23 protein-coding genes are annotated in these 23,140 nt (G+C 34.6%); 4 read left to right on the top strand and 19 right to left on the bottom strand.

What is annotated here, in order from left to right; all coding sequences use genetic code 11:
- Positions 1–57: 57 nt before the first annotated feature.
- From msrA to IEW94_RS10805, 3 genes are all read right to left on the bottom strand, one after another.
- A complete protein-coding gene (gene msrA, locus IEW94_RS10815; RefSeq protein ID WP_188652853.1) occupies positions 58–708 on the bottom strand; it encodes a peptide-methionine (S)-S-oxide reductase MsrA in 651 nt (216 codons plus the stop codon).
- 129 nt (positions 709–837) lie between these two features.
- Entirely contained in the window at positions 838–1,617 is a 780-nt protein-coding gene (locus IEW94_RS10810; RefSeq protein ID WP_188652851.1) for a zinc ribbon domain-containing protein, read from the bottom strand.
- A gap of 3 nt (positions 1,618–1,620) precedes the next feature.
- Positions 1,621–2,715: a Nif3-like dinuclear metal center hexameric protein gene (locus IEW94_RS10805; protein ID WP_188652849.1), complete on the bottom strand. Its 1,095-nt coding sequence runs from the start codon at positions 2,713–2,715 to the stop codon at positions 1,621–1,623.
- Between the two features lie 139 nt (positions 2,716–2,854).
- Between IEW94_RS10805 and lpxK the strand changes: the two genes are divergently transcribed.
- Entirely contained in the window at positions 2,855–3,865 is a 1,011-nt protein-coding gene (gene lpxK, locus IEW94_RS10800; protein WP_188652847.1) for a tetraacyldisaccharide 4'-kinase, read from the top strand.
- On the opposite strand, the gene IEW94_RS10795 is transcribed toward lpxK, so the two are convergent.
- From IEW94_RS10795 to IEW94_RS10760, 8 genes are all read right to left on the bottom strand, one after another.
- Positions 3,855–6,029 (bottom strand): tetratricopeptide repeat protein, encoded by a 2,175-nt coding sequence (locus tag IEW94_RS10795; protein WP_229669505.1) that lies wholly within the window; start codon positions 6,027–6,029, stop codon positions 3,855–3,857. The genes lpxK and IEW94_RS10795 overlap by 11 nt on opposite strands.
- Positions 6,030–6,111: 82 nt before the next feature.
- Positions 6,112–7,128, bottom strand: a complete 1,017-nt coding sequence (gap, locus tag IEW94_RS10790) for a type I glyceraldehyde-3-phosphate dehydrogenase (protein ID WP_188652843.1) — start codon at positions 7,126–7,128, stop codon at positions 6,112–6,114.
- A 2-nt stretch (positions 7,129–7,130) separates the two neighbouring features.
- Entirely contained in the window at positions 7,131–8,009 is an 879-nt protein-coding gene (lipA, locus tag IEW94_RS10785; protein ID WP_188652841.1) for a lipoyl synthase, read from the bottom strand.
- A gap of 48 nt (positions 8,010–8,057) precedes the next feature.
- On the bottom strand, positions 8,058–9,272 hold the full coding sequence (locus IEW94_RS10780) for an Nramp family divalent metal transporter (RefSeq protein ID WP_188652839.1): 1,215 nt from the start codon (positions 9,270–9,272) through the stop codon (positions 8,058–8,060).
- On the bottom strand, positions 9,262–10,158 hold the full coding sequence (locus IEW94_RS10775; protein ID WP_188652838.1) for a hypothetical protein: 897 nt from the start codon (positions 10,156–10,158) through the stop codon (positions 9,262–9,264). Before IEW94_RS10775 ends, IEW94_RS10780 begins: the two co-directional genes overlap by 11 nt.
- 1 nt (position 10,159) lies before the next feature.
- A complete protein-coding gene (locus IEW94_RS10770) occupies positions 10,160–10,705 on the bottom strand; it encodes an RNA polymerase sigma factor (protein WP_188652836.1) in 546 nt (181 codons plus the stop codon).
- Entirely contained in the window at positions 10,696–11,808 is a 1,113-nt protein-coding gene (locus tag IEW94_RS10765; RefSeq protein ID WP_188652834.1) for a glycosyltransferase, read from the bottom strand. The genes IEW94_RS10770 and IEW94_RS10765 overlap by 10 nt, the downstream gene beginning before the upstream one ends.
- A gap of 6 nt (positions 11,809–11,814) precedes the next feature.
- Positions 11,815–12,018 carry a membrane or secreted protein gene (locus IEW94_RS10760; protein ID WP_188652833.1) on the bottom strand — a complete coding sequence of 68 codons (204 nt, stop codon included), beginning with the start codon at positions 12,016–12,018 and terminating at the stop codon, positions 11,815–11,817.
- A 152-nt stretch (positions 12,019–12,170) separates the two neighbouring features.
- Here IEW94_RS10760 and aqpZ point away from each other — a divergent pair, with 152 nt between their 5' ends.
- Positions 12,171–12,857, top strand: coding sequence for an aquaporin Z (gene aqpZ / locus IEW94_RS10755; RefSeq protein WP_188652831.1), 687 nt, complete (start codon positions 12,171–12,173; stop codon positions 12,855–12,857).
- A gap of 80 nt (positions 12,858–12,937) precedes the next feature.
- Here aqpZ and IEW94_RS10750 read toward each other — a convergent pair whose 3' ends face one another.
- The 4 genes from IEW94_RS10750 to IEW94_RS10735 all read right to left on the bottom strand — a co-directional run bounded on the left by IEW94_RS10750 (position 12,938) and on the right by IEW94_RS10735 (position 16,540).
- On the bottom strand, positions 12,938–13,726 hold the full coding sequence (locus tag IEW94_RS10750) for an anti-sigma factor (RefSeq protein WP_188652828.1): 789 nt from the start codon (positions 13,724–13,726) through the stop codon (positions 12,938–12,940).
- Entirely contained in the window at positions 13,723–14,268 is a 546-nt protein-coding gene (locus IEW94_RS10745) for an RNA polymerase sigma factor (protein ID WP_188652826.1), read from the bottom strand. The genes IEW94_RS10750 and IEW94_RS10745 overlap by 4 nt, the downstream gene beginning before the upstream one ends.
- 68 nt (positions 14,269–14,336) lie before the next feature.
- Positions 14,337–15,350, bottom strand: a complete 1,014-nt coding sequence (gene murB, locus IEW94_RS10740; protein ID WP_188652824.1) for a UDP-N-acetylmuramate dehydrogenase — start codon at positions 15,348–15,350, stop codon at positions 14,337–14,339.
- Entirely contained in the window at positions 15,350–16,540 is a 1,191-nt protein-coding gene (locus IEW94_RS10735; protein ID WP_188652822.1) for a pyridoxal phosphate-dependent aminotransferase, read from the bottom strand. Before IEW94_RS10735 ends, murB begins: the two co-directional genes overlap by 1 nt.
- Positions 16,541–16,668: 128 nt before the next feature.
- On the opposite strand from IEW94_RS10735, the gene IEW94_RS10730 reads away from it, so the two are divergent.
- Positions 16,669–18,006: an aspartyl protease family protein gene (locus tag IEW94_RS10730; RefSeq protein WP_188652820.1), complete on the top strand. Its 1,338-nt coding sequence runs from the start codon at positions 16,669–16,671 to the stop codon at positions 18,004–18,006.
- A gap of 56 nt (positions 18,007–18,062) precedes the next feature.
- Here the strand turns inward: IEW94_RS10730 and IEW94_RS10725 are convergent, their stop codons facing one another.
- Positions 18,063–18,488, bottom strand: a complete 426-nt coding sequence (locus IEW94_RS10725; protein ID WP_188652818.1) for a DUF1573 domain-containing protein — start codon at positions 18,486–18,488, stop codon at positions 18,063–18,065.
- Between the two features lie 185 nt (positions 18,489–18,673).
- On the opposite strand from IEW94_RS10725, the gene IEW94_RS10720 reads away from it, so the two are divergent.
- Complete coding sequence (locus tag IEW94_RS10720; RefSeq protein WP_188652816.1) at positions 18,674–21,304, top strand: valine--tRNA ligase; 2,631 nt, start codon at positions 18,674–18,676, stop codon at positions 21,302–21,304.
- A gap of 30 nt (positions 21,305–21,334) precedes the next feature.
- Here IEW94_RS10720 and IEW94_RS10715 read toward each other — a convergent pair whose 3' ends face one another.
- From IEW94_RS10715 to IEW94_RS10705, 3 genes are read right to left on the bottom strand one after another with little or no spacing between them, the layout of a single operon-like run.
- Positions 21,335–21,601, bottom strand: coding sequence for an acyl-CoA-binding protein (locus IEW94_RS10715; RefSeq protein WP_188652810.1), 267 nt, complete (start codon positions 21,599–21,601; stop codon positions 21,335–21,337).
- Positions 21,594–22,250 (bottom strand): phosphatidylserine decarboxylase family protein, encoded by a 657-nt coding sequence (locus IEW94_RS10710; RefSeq protein WP_188652808.1) that lies wholly within the window; start codon positions 22,248–22,250, stop codon positions 21,594–21,596. The genes IEW94_RS10715 and IEW94_RS10710 overlap by 8 nt, the downstream gene beginning before the upstream one ends.
- On the bottom strand, positions 22,240–23,061 hold the full coding sequence (locus IEW94_RS10705) for a phosphatidate cytidylyltransferase (RefSeq protein ID WP_188652806.1): 822 nt from the start codon (positions 23,059–23,061) through the stop codon (positions 22,240–22,242). The genes IEW94_RS10710 and IEW94_RS10705 overlap by 11 nt, the downstream gene beginning before the upstream one ends.
- Positions 23,062–23,140 lie beyond the last annotated feature (79 nt).

Genomic DNA, 23,140 nt, shown 5'->3' with positions numbered 1-23,140 from the left:
AAGTGTTTTTAACAAAGATAGAAAATCATAAACCTAAAAACACTATTTTGTTCAGGGTTAATCCTTTAACAGCTCAGGGAACTTTGATTTAAAACGGTTCAACCTTGGAATGGAAACGCCTTGAACATACCTATTTTCTGGATGCAGGCGGACGTAGTTTTGATGATAATCCTCTGCTTTCCAAAACTTTTGAAAAGGATAGATTTCTGCAGCAACCTTGGCATTAAGTTTTTTTTCTAATGCTGATTTTTTAGATTCTATAATTTGTTTTTGTTCATCGTTTTGATAAAAAATAATGGAACGATATTGTGAGCCTCTATCAGGGCCTTGACCATTGACTTGTAATGGGTTTTGAGAGCCAAAATACACATCAACAAGTGTTGAAAAACTTACAACGTTTGGGTCATAAATTACTTCAACAGATTCGGCGTGTCCTGTTCTACCGGTATTACTGTCTTCATAGGTTGGGTTTTTGGTATGTCCACCAGAATAACCGTTTATAACTTCATCAACCCCTTTTACGCTTTCAAAAATAGCTTCAACACACCAAAAGCAGCCACTTGAAAAGTAGGCTCTTGCTTTTCCGTTTTGTGAAGAAACTTCAACAGGTTTGGCATTAATGACAGCTTGTTGTTCTGGATTGACTTGGGCAGAATTATGGCAACTAAATAAAAGAGCAACCAAAACTAAGTTATATATTTTTTTCATAATTAATTAGGTTTTTTATCATAGACGTATAGAATGAAAAAACCTTAATTGAATTTATGTGAAAGTTTTATTAAAAAAAAGAGCCTTCAATAATTTGAAGACTCTTTTAAAATTTTATTTTTTAATGGATTATAGTTTTGAAAACAATTTTTCCATTTTCTCTTTTTGTTCATTAGCTAGCGCTTCATCAACTAAAATCCTACCGCTGTGCTCATCAGTAATGATTTTTTTTCTAGAGGCAATTTCAACTTGTACTTGTGGTGGAATGGTAAAAAATGATCCTCCAGAAGCACCTCTTTCAATAGCAACCACAGCCAATCCGTTTTTCACGTTTTGACGGATTCTTGTGTAAGCAGATACCAAGCGATCTTCAATCTGTTCTTTGTAATCTTCAGACTTTGCAATCAATGCTTGTTCTTCTTTTTCAGTTTCGGCCAAAATAGCATCAAGCTCACCTTTTTTATGTTTTAAGTGGTTTTCGCGCTCTTTCAATCGTTCCTTGGTTTCGGCAATGACCTCTTTTTTCTGCTCTATTTGAACCTTGAACTCTTTAATATGTTTTTCAGCTAACTCAATTTCAAGTTCTTGAAACTCAATTTCTTTTGTTAGTGAATTGAACTCTCTGTTGTTTCTTACGTTTTTTTGTTGCTCGCTGTATTTTTTAATTAAAGCTTTAGACTCCTCAATTAAGTTTTTCTTGGCAACAATGTCGTTGTCAATGACGTCTAGACTAGATGTGAGTTTTTCCAGTCTAATGTTTAGTCCAGCAACTTCATCCTCTAAATCACGAACTTCCAATGGCAGTTCTCCTCTAACATTTCTTATTTCATCTATACGAGAATCTATAAGTTGTAAATCGTATAAAGCCCTTAAGCGCTCTTCAACAGTTACTTCTTTCTTTTTGGTCATACTTTAAAAATACTTAACAGGATTGGTATCTATGTTTGATAAAACGACTGCAAAATTAGTAATTTTTTTTGTAAGATATGCTACTAAAAGGTTTTTTGTGAACTGTTCACTTTCATAATGGCCAATATCGGCTAAAACAAGCTTGTTTTCTGCCCTAAAAAAGTCGTGATACTTCAAATCGGCAGTGATAAACACATCAGCGCCAGCAGCTTGAGCGCTTTCAATGGCAAAACTTCCGGAGCCACCCAGAACGGCAATTTTTTTAATGGGTTTGCCCAATAATTTTGAGTGCCTAATATGCTTTGTGTTCATGTGGGTTTTTAAATAATTTAAAAACTGTTTTTCATCCATGGCCTCTTCTAAATCGCCAACCATGCCTATGCCGATGTGTTGGTTTTTGTTTTCAAGTGTTGTGATTTCGTAAGCCACTTCTTCGTATGAATGGGTTTTGAAAAGCGTTTTGAGAATTGTTGGCTCCAAGTGTTTGGCATACGTTAAGGTGATTTGTGTTTCTTCTTCATAATGAATGTGGCCTTTTTCCCCTTTTGTTGGATTGGAACTTTCATTTCCGTTAAATGTGCCAATGCCTTCAACGTTAAAACTGCAGTTGGAATAGTTACCAATATTGCCGGCTCCAACTTTAAATAAAGCAGTTCTTAGTTGTTCTGCTTCGGCTTTAGGGACAAACGTAGTCAGTTTTTTTATGGTTTGCGCTTGCGGAATCAATATCTGCTTGTTGTGTAGTTTAAGTTGATTGCAAATCATATCATTAACCCCTTGCAAAGCGTTATCCAACGCCGTATGGATAGCATAAATGGCAATATTGTTTTGTATGGCTTTTAAAATCACACGTTCAACATAGCTTTTTCCCGTGATTTTTTTTAGGCCTTTAAAAATAATGGGATGGAAACTAACAATAAGGTTGCATTTTTTTTGAATGGCTTCATCAACTACCTCCTCAAGCGTATCTAAAGTCACTAAAACACCGTTTAACTTTGTGTTTTTATCACCTACAAGGAGGCCAACATTATCAAAATCCTCTGCATAAGCTAAAGGTGCAAATTCCTCTAAATGATTAATAACATCCTGAATAATCATGGTTTTTATGTTTTATTTCAAAGATAAAATATTTAGAGTGAACAGTGCTTTTTATTTTTCAATTGACACATTCAACCTTTTAAAAAAAATAATCTTTACTTTGTCTTTTAAGTGTTAATTTGAAATCAATTTTCATTCAGTGAAGTTTTACAGAAAAATATTATTTCCTTTTGTTCCTGTTTACTATGCCGTAACATGTTTGCGCAACAAACTGTATGATATTGGGATAAAAAAATCGGTGGCATTTAATTTGCCCGTGATTTGTGTTGGCAATTTGAGTGTTGGTGGAACTGGTAAAACGCCCATGATTGAGTATTTAATAGAAATGCTCAAGAATGAGTATAAAGTCGCTACATTAAGCCGAGGTTATAAACGGAAAACCAAAGGATTTCAATTGGCAACTGAAAATGACACAGATGAAACATTAGGTGATGAACCATTTCAATTTTATTCAAAATTTAAAAACACTATTCATGTGGCTGTTGATGCAGAAAGAACACATGGAATCAAAACGCTGCAGAAATTAGAGAATTCGCCAGAAATTATTTTATTGGATGATGCCTTTCAGCATAGAAAAGTGAAGGCAGGATTTAATATTTTGCTCACAACCTATGCTGATATATACACAAAGGATTTTGTGTTGCCTGCGGGTAATTTAAGAGAGCCTGCAAGTGGCGCCAAGCGAGCCCAAATTATCGTGGTTACTAAATGCCCTTTGGATTTGACCGAAAGTGAGAAAGAGCAAATCACGAAAGAATTAAACCCCGAAGCCTATCAGTCTGTTTTTTTTAGCTCGGTTGTGTATTCAGACGTGTTGCAGTCAATTGATTGTAGCATGAAAATCTCAGATTTAAAGGCGTTTACTTTAGTAACAGGTATTGCCAATGCCAAGTCCTTGGTAGATCACTTAAAAGGTAAGCACCTGGCATTTGAACATTTAAATTACAAGGATCATTACGAATTTACTGAGCAAGATATTGCTGAATTGAATACAAAAGAGCTAATTGTGACAACCGAAAAGGACTTTATGCGGCTACAGAAATACAAATCCTTAAAAGAAAAACTATTCTATTTGCCAATAACTATAGCTATTGATGATTCGTTAAAATTTGATGGTTTAATCAAAGAGTTTGTGGCTTCTAAGCGGTAGCCGATTTATCAGTATTGGAAAGGGCATTAAACAGTTTTTTCTCAAACTCTTCTTGTTTAAATGGCTTTGGAATAATATCGGTAAAACCAGCTTCTTCAAACTCGTGCATTTTATCTTCTATGGTTACGGCTGTAAGCGCAAAAATAGTTAGTTCCTTATCAAAAGTCCTAATGATTTTAGTAGCTTCAATACCACTGATTCCCGGCATATGAATATCCATTAAAACAATGTCGTATTTGTTTGTTTTAACCATATCAACAGCTGCTTCGCCATTATCTATCACTTCACAGTTAAGATCCATTTTGGTGAGTATTTTCTTGGTGATCATTTGGTTTATCTTGTTATCCTCAACCACCAAGACTTTTACATTTGTCAGGTCTAATTCCTTAGCTTCGTTAAATAGGGTAACTTTTGTGTCTTTTACTTCCTCACCTGTATATTTCAAAGGAATCTCAAAGTAAAAAGTAGAACCTACTCCCAACTCACTTTTTAAATAGATTTTACCTTTTAAGATTTCAATCAAACCTTTTACAATGGAAAGACCTAATCCCGTACCGCCATATTTACGGTTGATTTGAATGGAGCCTTGAGAAAAACTTTCAAACATGTTTTCCTGTTTTTCCTCGCTGATGCCAATACCATTGTCCTCAACTTCAAAACGTAAATTGTAAATGTCATTGTCTTCACTCAGTTTGTAAACCCTGATCCAAATATCACCGTCTTTTGTGAATTTAATTGAATTACCAATTAAGTTAATAAGGATTTGGGAGATCTTTAATTGGTCTGCAATAAAGTTTTCTGGAAGTGTTTTATCATATTCAAAATGAAGTTTGGTGTTGTTGTCTTGAGCCGAGTTGTTTAAGGCTAATATGATATTGTTGATTTTCTTTTTTAAGTTGAAAATTTCGGGTTCAATATCTACTTTGTTGGCTTCAATTTTGTTTATCTGTAAAATATCATTGATAAAAGTCAATAAATAATCACCAGAGAATTTAAGTGATTTTAAATGTTGGATTTGCTCTGGTTTTGGATTTTCTTCCAGCAACATATTGCTCAATCCCGTTACGGCATATAAGGGTGTCCTTAGCTCATGCGTTACGGTTGACAAGAAATTGGCCTTTGTTTTTGAGGCTAATTCAGCTTTTTCTTTGGCAACAATAAGCTCGGCATTTTTTTTATGTAGCATATTGTTGGTCTTTAACCGTATGTTGTTGTTCTTGTAAAGTGACAGTGTTAATAAGGACAATATTGTGATTAAGGCAACACTCAATATGGAAATTAAAGTGCCTAAATCATTCTTGTTGTTAGCTTCTTCTAATTGCTCTTTTTGTTTTTTGTTGTTTTCAATTTGGTCATTTAGCAAAAACTGTATTTTCTTTTCTTCTGATAGGTTTTCCCGTTTTACTTTTCTAAGGGAATCAGATAGTTTTATATGGCTTCTTAAATAGTCATTGGATAGTTTGTAGTCACCAATTTTTTGGTTGATATCACTTAGCACCAAATAACCTTCATTTATTATTTCTGAAAAATGGTTGGTCTTGGCTATGGCCAATCCTTCATTGGCGTAAGTAAGTGCTTTTGCCGGATCGCCTAAAGCAGTATATACTTTTCCGTGATTGATCAGGGCACTACTTTCAGTTTTAAATAAATCAAATCGTTTTGCTATGGCTATGGATTGCTCAATGAGCATTCGTGCTTTACTGTAATTTTTTATGCTGATATAGGTTTTTCCTTCACTTAAAAGAACATCTGCCAATTCTTTATTCAAACCTTCTTGCTCAAAGAGTGTTTGTGCTGATCGGTAATAATCCAGTGCCTGTTTGTAGTTTTCTTTGCTGACATAAATATCTCCAAAGGTTTTGTATGAATTGCCAAGATTTTCATTGTCTTTTGCAAGGCGCTGCACTTCAATTGCTTTGTTGAGTGATACAATGGCTTCATCTAAATCTTCTATAATGAGTTGAAGCCTTCCTTTTTTGGAATAAATCAGGCCAATGCTCTTTTTGTCATCGATTTCAGTAGCAATTTCTAAAGCATCATCCAGTTTTTTTTGTGCTTCGTAATAATTGTAATTATCAATATCATATTCTGACTGTGTGATACGATAATTGATGTTGTTTTGTAGTATTTCAGGATCTTTATCAACAGAATTTTGTGATGACATACTGAGAGACAACAACATAAAAAGGACTAATATGTGCTTATAGATTTGGGTCATATGTTCCATTTATCATCGACAAATATAATTATTTTTTCGATAAAACGTTATTTTTTTCCGATAAATTGCACAATAAATCAATAATTCTACTAGAATAACCAGTTTCATTATCATACCAACCGATTATTTTTACCATGTTTCCTATTACGGATGTCATTTGAGAATCAAAGATACAAGAATGCGAATTCCCAACAATATCTATGGAAACAATAGGGTCTTCTGTATATTCCAAAATACCCTTATATTTATTTTTTGAGGCAGATTTAAATGCATTATTAATATCTTCTATAGTCACATGGCGTTTAACATTAAATGTTATATCTGTTAAAGACCCATTAGCCACGGGCACTCTAATCCCACAACCTCCAATAGCATCAGAAAGTTCTGGAAAAATTTTTGTCAATGCTTTTGCGGCTCCGGTTGTTGTAGGAACAATGGATTGCCCAGCGGCTCGTGCTCGTCGCAAATCATGATGGGGTTGGTCATGTAAACTTTGATCGGTTGTATAAGAATGAACGGTTGTTATGTAGGCTTGATTGATACCACAAAGCGTATTGATAATATCAATCATTGGTGCCGCATTGTTTGTAGTACAAGACGCATTGGAAACAATGGTCTCAGAACCATCAATGATTTCATCATTAACGCCCATAACAATGGTTTTTATGTCATCTTCGATAGGAGGAACGCTTAAAATAACTCGTTTTGCTCCATTTTTTATATGGTATTCTAAATCAGTTTTGGTTTTAAATTTTCCGGTAGACTCAATTACAAAGTCAACATGGTATGGTGACCAATCAATATCTTTTGGATGTTTATGGTTCAGTAAATGGACAGGGTGGTCATTAACAATAATATGATGGTCATTATAAGAAACGGTAGCATTAAAAATGCCATGAATACTATCATATTTTAAAAGATGGCTTAACGTTCTTGCATTTGCCAAATCATTTATGGCAACTACTTGTATGTTATCATGGTCTTGCAGTAATCTAAATACACGCCGGCCTATTCTACCAAACCCATTGATAGCAACAGTAATCATGATTACTGAATGTGTTTTTGGGCCTTGTATGACGAGCGAACCAAGGCGCTGCTTTCAACATGACGGAACCCAAGGCCAAGACCAATCTCTTCGTATTCCTTAAATTGATCTGGATTTATAAATTGTTTTACCGGTAGGTGTTTTTTACTGGGTTGCAAATATTGACCAATGGTAACCACATCAACATCATTCGCTTTTAAATCGTGAAGCGTTTCAATCACTTCCTCCCGAGTTTCACCAAGTCCTAGCATGATGCCAGATTTTGTACGTCGTTGTCCTTGTTGCTTTAAGTATTTTAAAACACCTAAACTACGATCGTATTTTGCTTGAATACGCACCTCACGTGTCAGACGCCTAACGGTTTCAATATTATGCGACACAACCTCAGGAGCTACAGCAATAATTCTGTCAATATGTTGTTCCACACCTTGAAAATCAGGAATCAAGGTTTCAAGCGTGGTTTCTGGATTCATTCTTCTAACCGCTTTTACAGTTTCCGCCCACATAATACTACCCATATCTTTTAAATCGTCTCTATCAACACTGGTTAAAACGGCGTGTTTGATATTCATGATTTTTATGGAACGAGCCACTTTTTCGGGCTCATCCCAATCAATGGTTTCTGGACGGCCTGTTTTTACACCACAAAATCCACAGGAACGTGTACAAATATTTCCTAAAATCATAAAGGTTGCAGTGCCTTCTCCCCAACATTCACCCATATTAGGACAACTTCCAGACGTGCAGATGGTATTGAGTTTGTATTTGTCGACCAACCCTCTTAGTTCCGTATATTTTTTGCCAGTTGGCAACTTTACCCGTAACCATTTAGGTTTGGCTTGTCGTTCTGGTAATATATTTGATAGTGTTTCTGTTTCCATAACTAAAAAGAAAGCCACAAAGATACAAAGTATTCTCTAAAACTTAAGTTATAATGTGGTAAGATACCAAACGCTAAATCCAATTAAAAAAAGGATTCCCAACCAACTTAAAACATGTAATTGTCTTGATGGATGCCATGCTTTGGGTGTATGTTTACTTGAAATTAGTTTATAATTAATGATAGCATAAAATGGTGCCGTGATAAACGATAATATGGTTGCGATTTTGATGAGCAGTCCCATTTCAGAATCCAAAAAGAAAAAGATTCCGATAGTGCCCAAGGTGAGTAAAATAATCCAACCCAAATATCCATACTTAGAGGATTTGTTAAACAGCAATTCGGTGGTTTTATCCATGGCTCTTGGTGAGGCATCCAATGTGGTAATGGTTGTACTGAACATGGTGGTAAAAGCAGCGATAGCTATAATATAATGGGCCCATTCACCTAAACTATTTGTGTAAAGATCAATTAACTGATTGGAAAAAACACCTGCTGAAGCACTAAATGTTTCGCCACTATTGAACATCACTAATGCCCCTAACAGCAAAAATCCAACGCCAATAACTATGGTGCTTAAATAACCAATATTGAAATCAAATAAGGCAGATTTCGGACTGTATGATTGGGTGTCTTTGTTTTTTTCTATGGCCCAAAGCGATTGCCAAACCGAAACATCCAATGGTGCCGGCATCCATCCCATAAAGGCAATTAAAAAGGCTACTTCCATGGGATTGTTAGGAAGTATTTGGGTTATGGAAAGCGGACTGGAATTTTGAGAAAATGCCATACACACAGCAGCAATAGTGCTTATTGTAAGTGTTAGTACAATCACTTTCATCAGCCTATCCAATAATTTATATTTTCCTAAAATCAATAATGAAAAGCAAATGGCCAATATCACGATAGTCCACATTTCAACACTAATAAAGTTGCCAAACAGGGAGGATGCTAATCCAGCAGTGACAATGGTTACCGCCGTTTGAATGGTAAACATGGTGGCAATATTAAGTATATAGTAGGTTGTTAAAACACCTTTGCCCAGTTTTTTATAGCCATCAAGCAAGCTTTCCCCAGTAGCCGTTGCATATCTTGGGCCAAATTGAAAAAATGGATATTTAAATATATTTACCAGTAATAAGGCCCAAAGCAAACCCAAACCAAAATCGGCTCCTGCTCGTGTAGATTGAACCAAATGGGATACGCCTATCGCTGCTCCAGCAAATAATAATCCAGGCCCTAGGTTTTTAATTTTAGTAATCAAAAAGTGTTGCTTTTTTTGTTTTGTACTTTTCTCTCAATTGAGCTAAAAAATTATTGTCAAGATAGCAATACTCTAAAACTTTTGTGTAATCCTTTTTGCCTTTTCCTCTTTGGGTCACAATAATATTATCAATTGTTATTAGGCTTTTTGATTCTGTTTCTGATCTAAAAATACTTATTTTGGAATGCCTTATCCCATCACCTCTTTTTAATTGGCTAATCGATTCAAAAGGATTTATACTAAATTCTTCTACAAAATTCTTTTTAAATGCAATATGCTCAAAATCGAAATCTATAAATTCTTTTTTAAACCATTTGTTATCTTTTTCAGAAAAGGGAATTTTATTGAAGTTCATAAAATTATTTATGGATATAAAAATAATAGTACCAGCTTCTGCTAACCAAACCAACCATAAAACAACACCTCTTATATTTATGCCTGAAGTTCCAATTGACCATAAGCCAATTCTGTTTATTTCAATACAGTTAATAAATACTATATCCGGTCTGAAAAGAAGATTGAAAAAACTACCAAGATTATTTATGACTGAAAAAGAACCTAAATCCTCATAAGATAGTATAAAAAGGTAGCTTACCCATTGAAAATAAACGGCAAAAACTGAAAGTATTATTGTAATGATTATTGCTTTTTTACGATTTCTGATTTTAAAAAGAATGTTAAATAGTCTACTAACATAAGAAATGATAAAACCAAAGGCGACCACAATCAAAAAATTAAAATAGATGATAGGGAGATAAGTTGTTATTAAACTGTAAAAATAGCTTATAAATAAAATGACAATTAAACCGCAAGTTATACTGAGGGCTATGTTTAATGGAGGTGCTATTCCTGACTCCTTATAACAATGAAGTTTGTTTTGATCCATTTTATTTTTCTTGAATAATCTCAGCTAATAGCTTTTTAGCCCGTAACAATTTCACTTTTATATTGTTCATGGGTTCATTGAGTTGTTCAGAGATTTCTTTGTAACTCAATTCTTGAAAATATCTTAAGTTGATAATTTCCTGATAATGGGGTTTTAACTTTTTAATATCTCGAAGCAATTTAGCTAAATTTTGTTCTGTAATCAAGGTGTCTTCCACAGAAGGCGATTCGTCAAGAATTTGATAAAAGGTCTCATCATCATTAAAATGTCTTTGAGATATATGGTTTTTGTCTTTTCTCAACAAGTCTATGTGAATGTTTTTTGATATGGCTATGAGCCAGGTTTTGAATTTATAAGATTCATCAAAGGTTTCAATTCTGTCAAAAGCTTTTGAAAATGTTTGAATGGTAATATCCTCGGCATCATTTTCATTCTCAATGCGTTTCAATTGAAATCCATACACATCATCCCAAAAAGTGTCTAACAAGAAATTAAATGCTTTTTGGTCGTTTTGTTTAGCACGTTTAATGGCCTCTTCTATTTCCAATGACTTGGTTTTGAAATAAGATTATTTATAAAGATAGTTAATTGTACACTAATTAAAAACAGTTCTAAAAACGGAAGTAAATACAAAATATCTTTTTCACCCAGTTTTTTTGTTGAGAAGCCCACAACAAGAAATTGAAGACACAACCTAAAAAGCAATAAGGCCAGTACAATTTTCCAATTGAACTGAAATATTAAAAGAACGAATGCCAACAACCAAAACAATAGCTGGGAACTGTATAATAAAGTCAATAAAACCTTGTGCTTAAATTTATAATGTTTTGCTGTAGAAATATGTCTTCGTTTTTGTTTGATCCAATCGGTAAAGGTTGTTTTGGGGATAGATTGCGTAAAACTGTCTTTAGAAAAACAAATGGTTGTGTTATTTGATGTAGCTACCTGGTTGATAAACAAATCATCATCGCCAGAACGAACATCAATATGGCTTATAAAACCATTGGCATTAAAAAACTCACTTTTTTTGTAGGCTAAGTTTCGGCCAACACCCATATAAGGCAAGCCAACTTTTGCAAATGATAAGTATTGCATAGCTGTTTGGAGGGTTTCAAAGCGAATCAGTTTATTTAATAAGGATTTTTTTATTTTTTTATATGGCCCATACCCCAAAACAATGGTTTTGGAGTCATCAAAATAAGCAGCCATTTGGGAAATCCAATCTTTTGAAAGGGGTTTACAATCGGCATCCGTAAACAAAAGGTGTTCATGTTTGGCCACTTTAATACCCAGTGTCAATGCATATTTTTTATTGCCCCAAAACGCTTCAACGTTCTTTACATTGACAAGTTTGATGTTATTGTGTTTGCTTGCAAAAGACTCCATGACCTTAAAGGTTTTGTCTTTTGAGGCATCATTGATAAGTACAATTTCAAAATTGGGATAATCTTGAGAAACAACTGAAGGCAAAAATTTCTGTAAATTTTTAGCTTCGTTTTTTGCGCATATTATGACCGATATGCCAAAGTTGTTTGGTGTTTTTGTTGAGGGTTTAAGAAACGCAAATTTTCCGAAGAAGAGCAGATTAAAAATTACTTGAATACAAACTACAAGAATAAACATGTAGAATACAAAATCAAGAAATGTCATATACTGCTATGAATGTTGAGGTTCATTGCATTCACTAAATTGGTCTGGTGTCTTTCCACAAAAGCCACAAGCTTGACCATCTTTGTTAAGCATAGGATTTTGACTGGCACAAGTGCCAGCAAATTTGCCATCCTTTTTGGCCCAAAGTTTAATGGCAATACCTGCAACGCCAAGTCCTAATAAGATAAAGGTTATTAAAAGAAGTTTCATTATTGATGTCTATAATTATTTGGTGCAAAGATACAGGTTTTTAGTAATATAATTGCACTAGGGTTATAGATACAATTGAGAGTTATATTTATTAAATCAATGTAAAACAATTATTTGTATATTTAAATTACTAACTAATTAAAATAAATTTTATGAAAAAATTGTTTGCTGAATTTTTTGGCACTTTTTGGCTTGTTTTTGGTGGTTGCGGAAGCGCCATTTTTGCTGCTGGTTTTCCTGATTTAGGAATTGGTTTTGCTGGTGTTGCACTGGCATTTGGTCTAACGGTGCTAACTATGGCATTTGCCGTTGGGCATATTTCTGGAGCGCATTTTAATCCTGCCGTATCCTTTGGGTTATGGGCAGGCGGAAAGTTTGCTGGTAAGGATTTGTTGGGTTACATTTTAGCTCAATTAGTTGGAGCCATTTTAGCTGCTGGAGCTTTATATCTTATTGTATCTGGGAAATCTGATTTTGTGGACATTGGCGGTTTTGCGGCCAATGGTTATGGTGACCTATCACCAGGAGGGTATTCAATGACTTCAGCTTTGGTAGCAGAATTCTTGTTGACAGGTTTTTTCTTGTTGATTATTTTAGGAAGTACCAATGAAAGAGCTCCAAAAGGATTTGCGCCGATAGCTATCGGATTGGCTTTAACATTAATCCATTTAATAAGTATTCCCATAACCAATACATCTGTTAACCCAGCCAGATCAACAAGCCAGGCATTATTTGCTGGAGGTGATTATATGGGTCAGCTTTGGTTGTTTTGGTTAGCACCAATTGCAGGAGCAATAGTTGCCGGCCTTATTCATAAAACACTTTTTGATAAAGATTAAGAACATTAATACACTAATTGCAAAAAAGGCTCATTTTAAACTTAAAATGAGCCTTTTTTTTGATTATGCTATTAACCAATTTACTTTAAATGAATTTCTGCAACTGAATTTTCTAATGATGCAACGGTGTTGCCGCCTTTTGGCTCAATGGTTATATTAAGGCCAAGTGCATCTTCGGTGTAAGGAATTGATTTAAGCTGTCTATCGGTTTCACTTAAAATTCCTAGACTTACCATTTTACCTTGAAGTTCTGCCCATATTTGATAGCATTGTTCCTCTGGTAGTTGTGGTAACGACACAACATCAATCATAGATGTTTTTTCTTTAGGATTGATATATGCAACCGTTTTTAAGTTTTTTGCCCTACTATTTCCTTCCATGATGTATTTGTAGGTTTCAGGGTCATTAAGCTGTTTAAACTGATGCATAATGTCATCCAGTTTTTTGTTGTTCTTTTCAATATCACTTCGCAGATCAAAAATTTCATCGACTACCACTTGGTTTTCTTCGGATAGTTTTTTGTTTTTGACATGAAGGTAATACGATTGTCCTGCAAAAACCAATGCAACTATACTGGCAGCAATGCTATACTTATGCCATTTTTTGTATTTTTTATTAGCATTGAGCTTTACAACAGGTTTCTCATCAAGCTCTTCCAAAATAGTGTCCAATATATTTTTTGGAGCTTCAACAGCATTGCTTTTTGCAACTATTTCTAAGTTGAATTGCAATGTGTTATATGCATTCTCTACTTCTGGATGTCTTGAAATGTATGTTTCAACATATTTGGTTTCATCAGAAGAAGTTTCTCCTAATAGATATTTTTCTAATAGGCCAGAATTTAAAAAAGTAGTTATTTTCTCATTCATGACTGTATTTGTTCTGGATTATAAATTTTTTTCAATTCACGTAATCCAATTTTTAATCTCGATTTTATAGTTCCAAGTGGAATATCTAATTCTTCACTTGCTTCTTGTTGTGTCATGCCTTCAAAAAAGAGGGCATTCAACACAATTTGATATTTTTCGTCCAAAGTGCTTAAGTGCTTTTGGATGTCTAAAACATCTTGGTTCAATTCGTTTGATGTTATTCTATATACGGATGAAGTCTCAATTTGGACTTCATTATTGGTTTTATTTTTTAAAGATCTAACCTTGTCAATAGCCGTGTTGTAAGCAATTCTGTAGAGCCATGTAAAGAGCTTGGCTTTGCTGGCATCGTATTTTTTGGAGTTTTTCCAGATTTTCACAAAGCTTTCCTGAAGGACATCTTGTGCAACGTCTTCATCCGAAATAACTTTTAAGATAACACCATAAATGGCATCAGCATAATACTCGTATAGTAAGGTTATGGCCTTTTTATCGCCTTTTTCCAACAAGCTTACTATGTCTTTCTCTATTGGTGAAATCAAGTTGGTTAGTTTTTAATTATAAATCAATATAATGCTTAAAAGTCTCAAAAATAGATATTTCTTTCAAATTAAAGAATATTAACTTCAGCTTCAATCGAAATATTAAAGATACGCAATATTGTAATTTGAATTAATTTGGCCAGTTTTAAAATATCAGAACCTGTTGCTTGGCCATAATTAACCAAGACCAGCGCTTGGTTTTTATGTACACCGTAATCTCCAAACCGCTTTCCTTTAAAGCCTGCTTTTTCAATAAGCCAACCTGCAGGAACTTTAACACTATCCTCAGAAACGGGATAACTTGGTACATCAGGAAAATTGAGCAATAAAGTTTTGTATTGGTTTTTTGGAATAATAGGGTTTTTAAAAAAACTACCACTATTGCCGATAACTTTTGGATTGGGTAATTTACTTTCGCGAATTGAAATTACTGCTTTTGAAATATCTTGAATAGTTGGGTTTGTTATGTTCAGGGATTCTAATTCCGAAGAAATAGTGCCATAATTCACATGTAATAAATGGTTGCGCTTAGTTAATCTAAAAGTTACGCTGGTGACAACATATTTGTTTTTTCCGTGTTGTTTAAAAATAGAATCCCTGTAACCAAATTGACAATCGGTTTTTGAAAAAGTACAGGTTTCAAGAGAATCCAATGATAACGAGTCACAAGACACAAAAATATCCTTTAGTTCAACACCATAAGCGCCAATATTTTGGATTGGAGCTGTGCCAACATTACCAGGGATCAACGATAGATTTTCAATGCCGCCAAAGTCATGAGCCATACACCAGAGTACAAATTCATGCCAGTTTTCACCAGCATTGGCTTTTACAATCACAAAATCTTCGTCTTGTGAAACAATGGTGATTCCCTTTAAATTTATATGGATGACCAGTTTGTCTTGATCTTTGGTAAGCAACATGTTACTGCCACCGCCTAAGATGAGCTTATCGGGATATTCTTTTAATGCTAAGACAGCTTTTAAGCCATCAATGTTTGAAACCGAAACAAAATGTTTGGCCGAAACATCAATGCCGAATGTGTTAAAGGGTTTTAGTGATATGTCATGCTTGATTTGCACTAATCTTTATAAATTTTCAAGGCTTCTTTTAAAATGTGGACTGCTGTTATTAAACTTTCCTTTTTAAGTACGTAAGCAATCCTGATTTGGTTTAAACCAACACCTGGTGTTGAATAAAATCCAGCAGCAGGTGCAACCATTACCGTTTCTCCGTTAATATCAAAATGTTCTAAAAGCCATTGTGCAAAATCGTCTGAGTTTTTTATGGGCAATTCCACAACGCAATAAAATGCCCCATTTGGTTTGGCTACTTTTACGCCTTCAATTTTTTCCAATTCAGATATCAGCGTATTTCTCCGGTCAACATATTCTTCAATAACATTGTCAAAATAACTTTGTGGTGTTTCAAGCGCAGCTTCACTAGCTATTTGGGCAAATGTAGGCGGACTTAACCGGGCTTGTGCAAATTTTAAAGCTGTTTGAATTACCGATTTGTTTCTGGAAACCAAACAGCCTATTCTGGCACCGCACATACTATAGCGTTTTGAAACCGAATCAATCATGATTGCGTGTTCTTCTAAACCCTCCTCTTGCATGATGGAATAATGGATATGGCCATCATAGGCAAATTCACGGTACACTTCATCAGCTATTAAAAATAAATCGTGTTTTTTTACAAGCGCAGCCAATTGTTTGATTTCTTCTTTTGAATATAAATACCCTGTAGGATTTCCTGGATTGCAAATTAGAATGGCCTTTGTTTTAGGCGTAATCAGTTTTTCAAACTCACTAATGGGTGGAAGCGCAAAATTATCTTCTATTTTAGAAATAACAGGAACAATATTCACTCCAGAAGCTGTTGAAAAACCATTATAGTTAGCATAAAATGGCTCCGGAATGATAATTTCATCATCAATGTCCATAACACTGCCAAAGGCAAAGAGTAAGGCCTCACTACCACCAGTGGTAACAATAATATCATCATGAGTAACCTTGATGTCTTTTTTTTGGTAGTAAGCAGCTATTTTATCCCTATATTCTTCAGATCCTTCAGAGCGTGTATAAGATAAAATATCCAAAGAATGCACTTTTACGGCATCCAAAGCTATTTGGGGTGTTTTTATGTCTGGTTGACCAATGTTTAAATGATACACTGTTTTACCCTGTTTATGGGCTTTTTCAGCATAAGGAGCTAATTTTCGTATAGGTGATTGGGGCATTAATTGTCCCTTTTTGGAAATTACTGGCATTTTAAATGAATTTTCAAGTGCAAAGTTGAGAAAATTATCTTAAAGTTTATTTAAAAAACAGGCATAATTGAACCAATTGGCAAAAGGATTTGTAAATTGATACAAGAAGTTTCAATCTTGGTTTTTTTATGAAGAATGCTCTAGTCATATTATTGCTGTTATGCTATAATGGTCTTGGATTTTCCCAAGGAGAGTTTATTGTTCAAAACAAGAGGAAATCAGATAAAATCCACTTTAAGTTTATTAATAATTTGATTGTTATTCCAGTAGAAATTAATGGCGTGGAATTGTCATTTTTGTTAGATACCGGTGTTAGCAAACCCATTATTTTTAATTTTTTGAATCTCTCAGATTCCTTAAAAATCAAGGATACCGAAAGGATTTATTTAAGAGGTTTGGGAGAAGGCGAATCCGTTGAAGCTTTAAAATCAAAAAATAATGTGTTTAGAGTAGGAGATGCCGTTAAGTTTAATCAAGATTTGTATGCGGTATTTAATGCAGATATCAATTTTACACCAAGATTGGGAGTGCCGGTACATGGTATTATAGGTTATGATTTGTTTAAAGACCTTGTGGTTGAGATCAGTTACTCGGGCAAGTTCATAAAATTAACTGAGCCTGAACATTACAGGTATAAAAACTGTAGAAAATGTGAGCGGTCGAACCTTGAATTCTACAATAATAAGCCATATTTAAATGTAAGTGTTAAGATAAACAATAAAGAGATACCCATAAAATTATTAATTGATTCTGGCGGAAGCGATTCATTATGGTTATTTGAAGACAAGGATATGGGTATTCAGTGTGGAGATAAATATTTCACCGATTTTCTTGGTCATGGATTAAGCGGAAGTGTTTATGGTAAACGTTCTAGAATTCAAGAATTCTCCATAGGAAATGTTGTGCTTAAAAATGCCAATGTGGCCTATCCAGATTCCACTTCTATCTCTTATGCTAGGCAATTTAAAGACAGAAATGGCAGTCTGGCAGGAAATATATTAAAACGCTTCAATCTCATTGTAGATTATCCAAGAGGTTATATTACTTTTAAAAAGAACAGCTATTTTAATGATCCTTTTAGCTACAATAAAAGCGGGATAGAATTGGCTCATGACGGAATGCGGTTTGTAAAGGAACTTGATAATGTTATACGAGATGATGAGAATTCTAACCTCACTGATGAAACTCACAACGGAACAAAAATTGTTTTTGATACACGGTATAAGCTCTCATTAAAGCCAGCTTATACAATAGTTGAACTGCGAGAAGGTTCTCCTGCTGATAGAGCAGGTTTGAAGATTGGTGATGTCATACTGTCAATAAACGGTAAACCTTCTTATCACTATACCTTACAAGATTTAACCCATAAATTTTATGATGATGAAGGAACCCGTATCAAGTTATTGGTAGAACGATATGGTAGAGAGTTGACGTTTGAATTTAGGTTGGAAAAATTGTTTGAATAAAAATAGCCTGAATATTTTTCAAAATATTCAGGCCATTATTTGATATTTTTAAAATCTTATTGAGCTACCATGCTCTTGTCTTTCTTTTCAAGGACACTCTCTTTGCTTGAATCAATAACTTCACCTTTAATTTTTAATGCTACAGTTGGTGTTTCAGCATTTGAAATAACCGTAATGGTTTTTCTAATTGGGCTTACTCTGTTGGTATCATATTTAACTTCAATTTGCCCTGTTTTACCCGGTAAAATGGCACCGTCTGGTTTTTTTGGGATTGTACAACCACAACTTGAAGTCACTTTAGATATGATAAGCGGTGCGTCACCGGTATTTGTAAACTCAAAAACCCGAACACCGTTGGATCCTTTTTCAATGGTTCCGTAATCTATTGTATCTGACTTAAACTCAATTTTTGCAGTTTTTTCCTGTGCATTTGCACAAAAACCAATCAGACCAATAAATAGAATAGTAATTATTTTTTTCATGATAATAATTTTAAAATCTTTAGTAAACATAGTCACTTTTTCTACAACAAGCAAAAAAACTAGATGAAACGCACTTTTGTAGTTAAATTAAACTACAATCAATATATCTATGCACTTCATATACTTTCACAGAAAAAGAAATATAAGTACTTTTGCAAATCAACATTCAAAAACTATTCCAAAGTATGGAAATTCCCGCTAAATATGATGCTAGCCAGGTAGAAAGTAAATGGTATGATTACTGGATGAAACACAAGTTTTTTCATTCAGAACCAGATGAAAGAGAGCCCTACACCATCGTGATACCACCACCAAATGTCACAGGCGTGCTGCATATGGGTCACATGCTCAATAATACCATTCAAGACGTGTTGATTCGTCGCGCACGCTTACAAGGCAAAAATGCCTGTTGGGTTCCAGGTACTGACCATGCTTCTATTGCAACCGAGGCAAAGGTTGTTGCAAAACTAAAAGAGCAGGGGATTGATAAAAATGACTTATCTCGTGATGAGTTTTTAAAACATGCTTGGGATTGGACGCACGAATATGGTGGCGTTATTTTAGAACAATTAAAAAAGCTAGGTTGTTCTTGTGATTGGGACCGTACTAAGTTCACCATGGACGATGACATGAGTGAATCAGTGATTAAGGTATTTGTTGACTTGTATAACAAAGGCTTGATATATCGTGGATACCGTATGGTTAACTGGGACCCTGAAGCCAAAACAACCTTGTCTGATGAAGAAGTTATTTATGAAGAACAGCAAGGACTGCTTTATTATTTATCTTATAAAGTAGAAGGGACAAATGATACACTTACCATTGCTACAACGCGCCCTGAAACCATTTTTGGTGATACCGCTATCTGTATCAATCCAAATGATGAACGGTTTACCCATTTAAGAGGAAAAAAAGCCATTGTGCCTATTTGTAATCGGGTGATCCCAATTATTGAAGATGAATATGTAGATATGGAATTTGGTACGGGTTGTTTAAAAGTAACACCAGCGCATGATGAAAACGATAAAAATCTAGGCGATAAACACAATCTTCAAGTTGTTGATATTTTTAATGATGATGCTTCTCTGAACAGTTTTGGATTGCACTATGAAGGGAAAGATCGGTTTGTGGTTAGAAAGGAAATCAAAAAGGAACTGGAAGACAAAGGGCATTTGGTTAAAACCGAGAACTACATCAATAAAGTAGGAACCAGCGAACGCACCAAAGCCGTTATTGAACCTAGACTGTCAGATCAGTGGTTTTTAAAAATGGAAGATTTGGTTAAACCAGCCATCAAAGCGGTTTTAGAAGATGGTGATGTTAAGTTGTTCCCCAAAAAGTTTGAAAATACGTATCGCCATTGGATGGAAAACATCCGCGATTGGAATATTTCACGTCAGTTATTGTGGGGTCAACAAATTCCAGCCTATTACTTCGGAGATGGAACAGACGATTTTGTGGTAGCTGAAACCATTGAAGAAGCTTTAAAGTTGGCTCAAGATAAAACCAATAATCAACAATTTACCATTTCAGACTTAACACAAGATACTGATGCATTGGACACTTGGTTCTCGTCTTGGTTGTGGCCTATGAGTGTTTTTGATGGCATTCGCTATCCTGAAAACAAAGACATTCAATATTACTATCCAACCAATGATTTGGTTACAGGACCCGATATTTTGTTCTTTTGGGTAGCCAGAATGATTATTGCTGGCTATGAATACAGAAATGAAAAACCATTTGAAAACGTCTATTTAACAGGTTTGGTTCGTGATAAGCAACGCCGTAAAATGAGCAAGTCATTAGGTAATTCGCCGGACGCCTTAAAACTCATTGAGGAATTTGGGGCTGATGGTGTTCGTGTTGGGCTGTTATTAAGTTCTGCTGCTGGAAATGATTTGTTGTTTGATGAAGCCTTATGCCAACAAGGAAAAGGATTTGCCAATAAAATATGGAATGCATTTAGGCTCATACAAGGTTGGGACGTTGCCGATATTGGGCAACCTCAATCATCTAAAATAGCTATAGACTGGTTTGAGGCCAAATTTCAAGATACGCTGTTAGTCATTGAAGACCATTACAGTAAATACCGCATTAGCGATGCTTTGATGGAAACCTATAAGTTAATATGGAACGATTTCTGTTCTTGGTTTTTAGAGATTATCAAACCAGAGTACCAAAAACCTATTGATAAAGCCACGTATGAAGCGGCCATTTCAATTTTGGAGAATAATCTGAAATTGTTGCACCCATTCATGCCATTTTTAACTGAGGATATTTGGCAATATATTTCAGAACGAACGCCAGAAGAAGCCTTGATAGTTGCAAAATGGCCAAATCCAAAAGCTTACAACAAAGATTTGTTGACAGAATTTGATTTTGCATCAGAAGTTGTCTCTGGCATTAGAACCATTAGAAAACAAAAAAACATTCCTTTTAAAGATGCTATTCAATGTTTGGTCATCAATAATGAAGACGCCAATACCACGTTTGATGAGGTGATTGTTAAGCTTGTGAATTTAGAGGGTATTCAATACACAGATGAAGCGGTTGATGGGGCTTTGACCTTTAGGGTAAAATCAAACGAATATTTCATCCCGATGGCCGGTGCCATTGATGTAGAGGCCGAAATTAAAAAATTGACTGAGGAATTACAGTATACTGAAGGCTTTTTAAAATCGGTACAAAAAAAGCTGTCCAATGAGCGTTTTGTTGCGGGGGCGCCAGAGCAGGTGGTAGCCAGTGAAAAAAAGAAAGAAGCAGATGCCTTGGCTAAAATTGAAACCTTAAAAGCTAGTTTGGCTAGTTTGAATTAAGAACTTTTTGAAAGTATTAAAATTAAACACTTATTTTCTGTACAGAAAATAAGTGTTTACCAGTTCAATATAGGTTGCTTTTGCTTCGTCTGGGGTAATATCCTTTATTTGAAACAGCGCATTGGTTTTAAAAGCGTTTATAATGGGTTTTTTGCTACTTGGTTGCCCGTAGTCATTGGTCGCTTTTTTGTAATAGGCATAGAGTCTGAGTAAAAAATCGGCAGGAAACGGATCGTTGTGCGCATTGACACGGTTTACAGCCTCTTGAAATTCTATATCTAAATCGTTGTTAGTCATTAATTTCAGCAATAATGCTTTCGCCACCAAGAACTTTTTGGTTCAGCTGTACTTTTATTTCAGCGTTTAAAGGTAAAAATAAATCAACTCTTGAACCAAATTTTATAAAACCAGAATCACTACCTTGAGTAACCATGTTACCAACTTTGGCATAATTAACAATACGTTTTGCCATGGCACCGGCTATTTGCCTGTATAGCACGTTTCCAAAGGTATCATTATTTACCACTACCGTAGTTCGTTCATTTTCCTCACTAGCTTTTGGATGCCATGCTACCAAATACTTACCGGGATGGTATTTGCTGTAGGCAATGGTGCCACTAATAGGATATCGGGTTACATGAACATTAATAGGCGACATAAACACACTTACTTGAATGCGTTTATCATTAAAAAATTCTTTTTCAAACACCTCTTCAATGACAACCACTTTGCCATCTACAGCTGAAACAATTTGTTTGTCGTTTAAAAACGTCTGCCGTTTTGGGTTTCTGAAAAATTGAAGTATCATAATGAAAAAGCCCAGTAAGACTATCCATAATGTTTTTTGTAACCATGGGGTTTCAACAAAGTTATCTATTAGTAGAAATGATGCTACAATAATAACAAATGCAATAAATATGATTTTATGTCCTTCTTTATGAAACATACTGTATGATTCTTAAAAATAAATAAATAAACGGTGCGGCAAAAATAATACTGTCCAAACGGTCCAATAACCCACCATGTCCTGGCATGATATCACCACTATCCTTTAGGTTGGCCTGTCTTTTAAATTTTGACTCGATTAAATCCCCTAGGGTTCCAAACACACTAATCACGATACTCAAAATAAGCCAACTGGAAAAACTTAAACTGTGTGTAAAGTTAGCAATAAAAAAACTTGCAATGCATGAAAAAAATAACCCGCCCAAGAAACCTTCTACCGTTTTTTTTGGCGATATTTTTTCAAAAAGCTTCTGTTTTCCAAAGTTTTTTCCAACTAAATATGCAAATGAGTCATTAACCCAAACCAGAATAAATGATCCCAGTAATATATTTGGATTGTATGTTTTATGATGATTGGCTATTAAAACCAAAAACACAAAGGCACTTGATATGTAAAACGTGGTCAGTATAAACCGCTTTGACATGAAAAGTGGAATTGTCTTTTCTGAAAAAAGATCTTTGATTAAAAATAACTGAACAAAAATGGTGATGACCATGAGTATTTGGGTTATTTCATCAAGGCCAATAGTGCTAACGGTTACTGTTTGCCAATATGCAAAAACAAAGAAGAGTCCGATAAAAATAAAGTAAGGAATAATGCTTTTTAGCTTGATTATTTTTTTGAATTCACTCAAGCTAATAAGACCAAACACAAAAAAAAGGCCTAACAATGCATATTGGTAATTAATTGAAATAACCAAAAGCAGCACATAAAATATCCCAGATAGTGACCGTATGATAATTTCTTTCATGTGTTATGGTTTTTTGTTTTTACAACCTGAAAGAATCTTTCAATGCAACATGGTGGTTTATTAATAATCAAAATAGTAA

The sequence above is a fragment of the Yeosuana aromativorans genome (assembly GCF_014646655.1).
GTDB lineage: Bacteria > Bacteroidota > Bacteroidia > Flavobacteriales > Flavobacteriaceae > Yeosuana > Yeosuana aromativorans.
The sequence above is the reverse complement of the archived record's forward strand: the minus strand, read 5'-3'. Positions and strand labels throughout refer to the sequence as shown.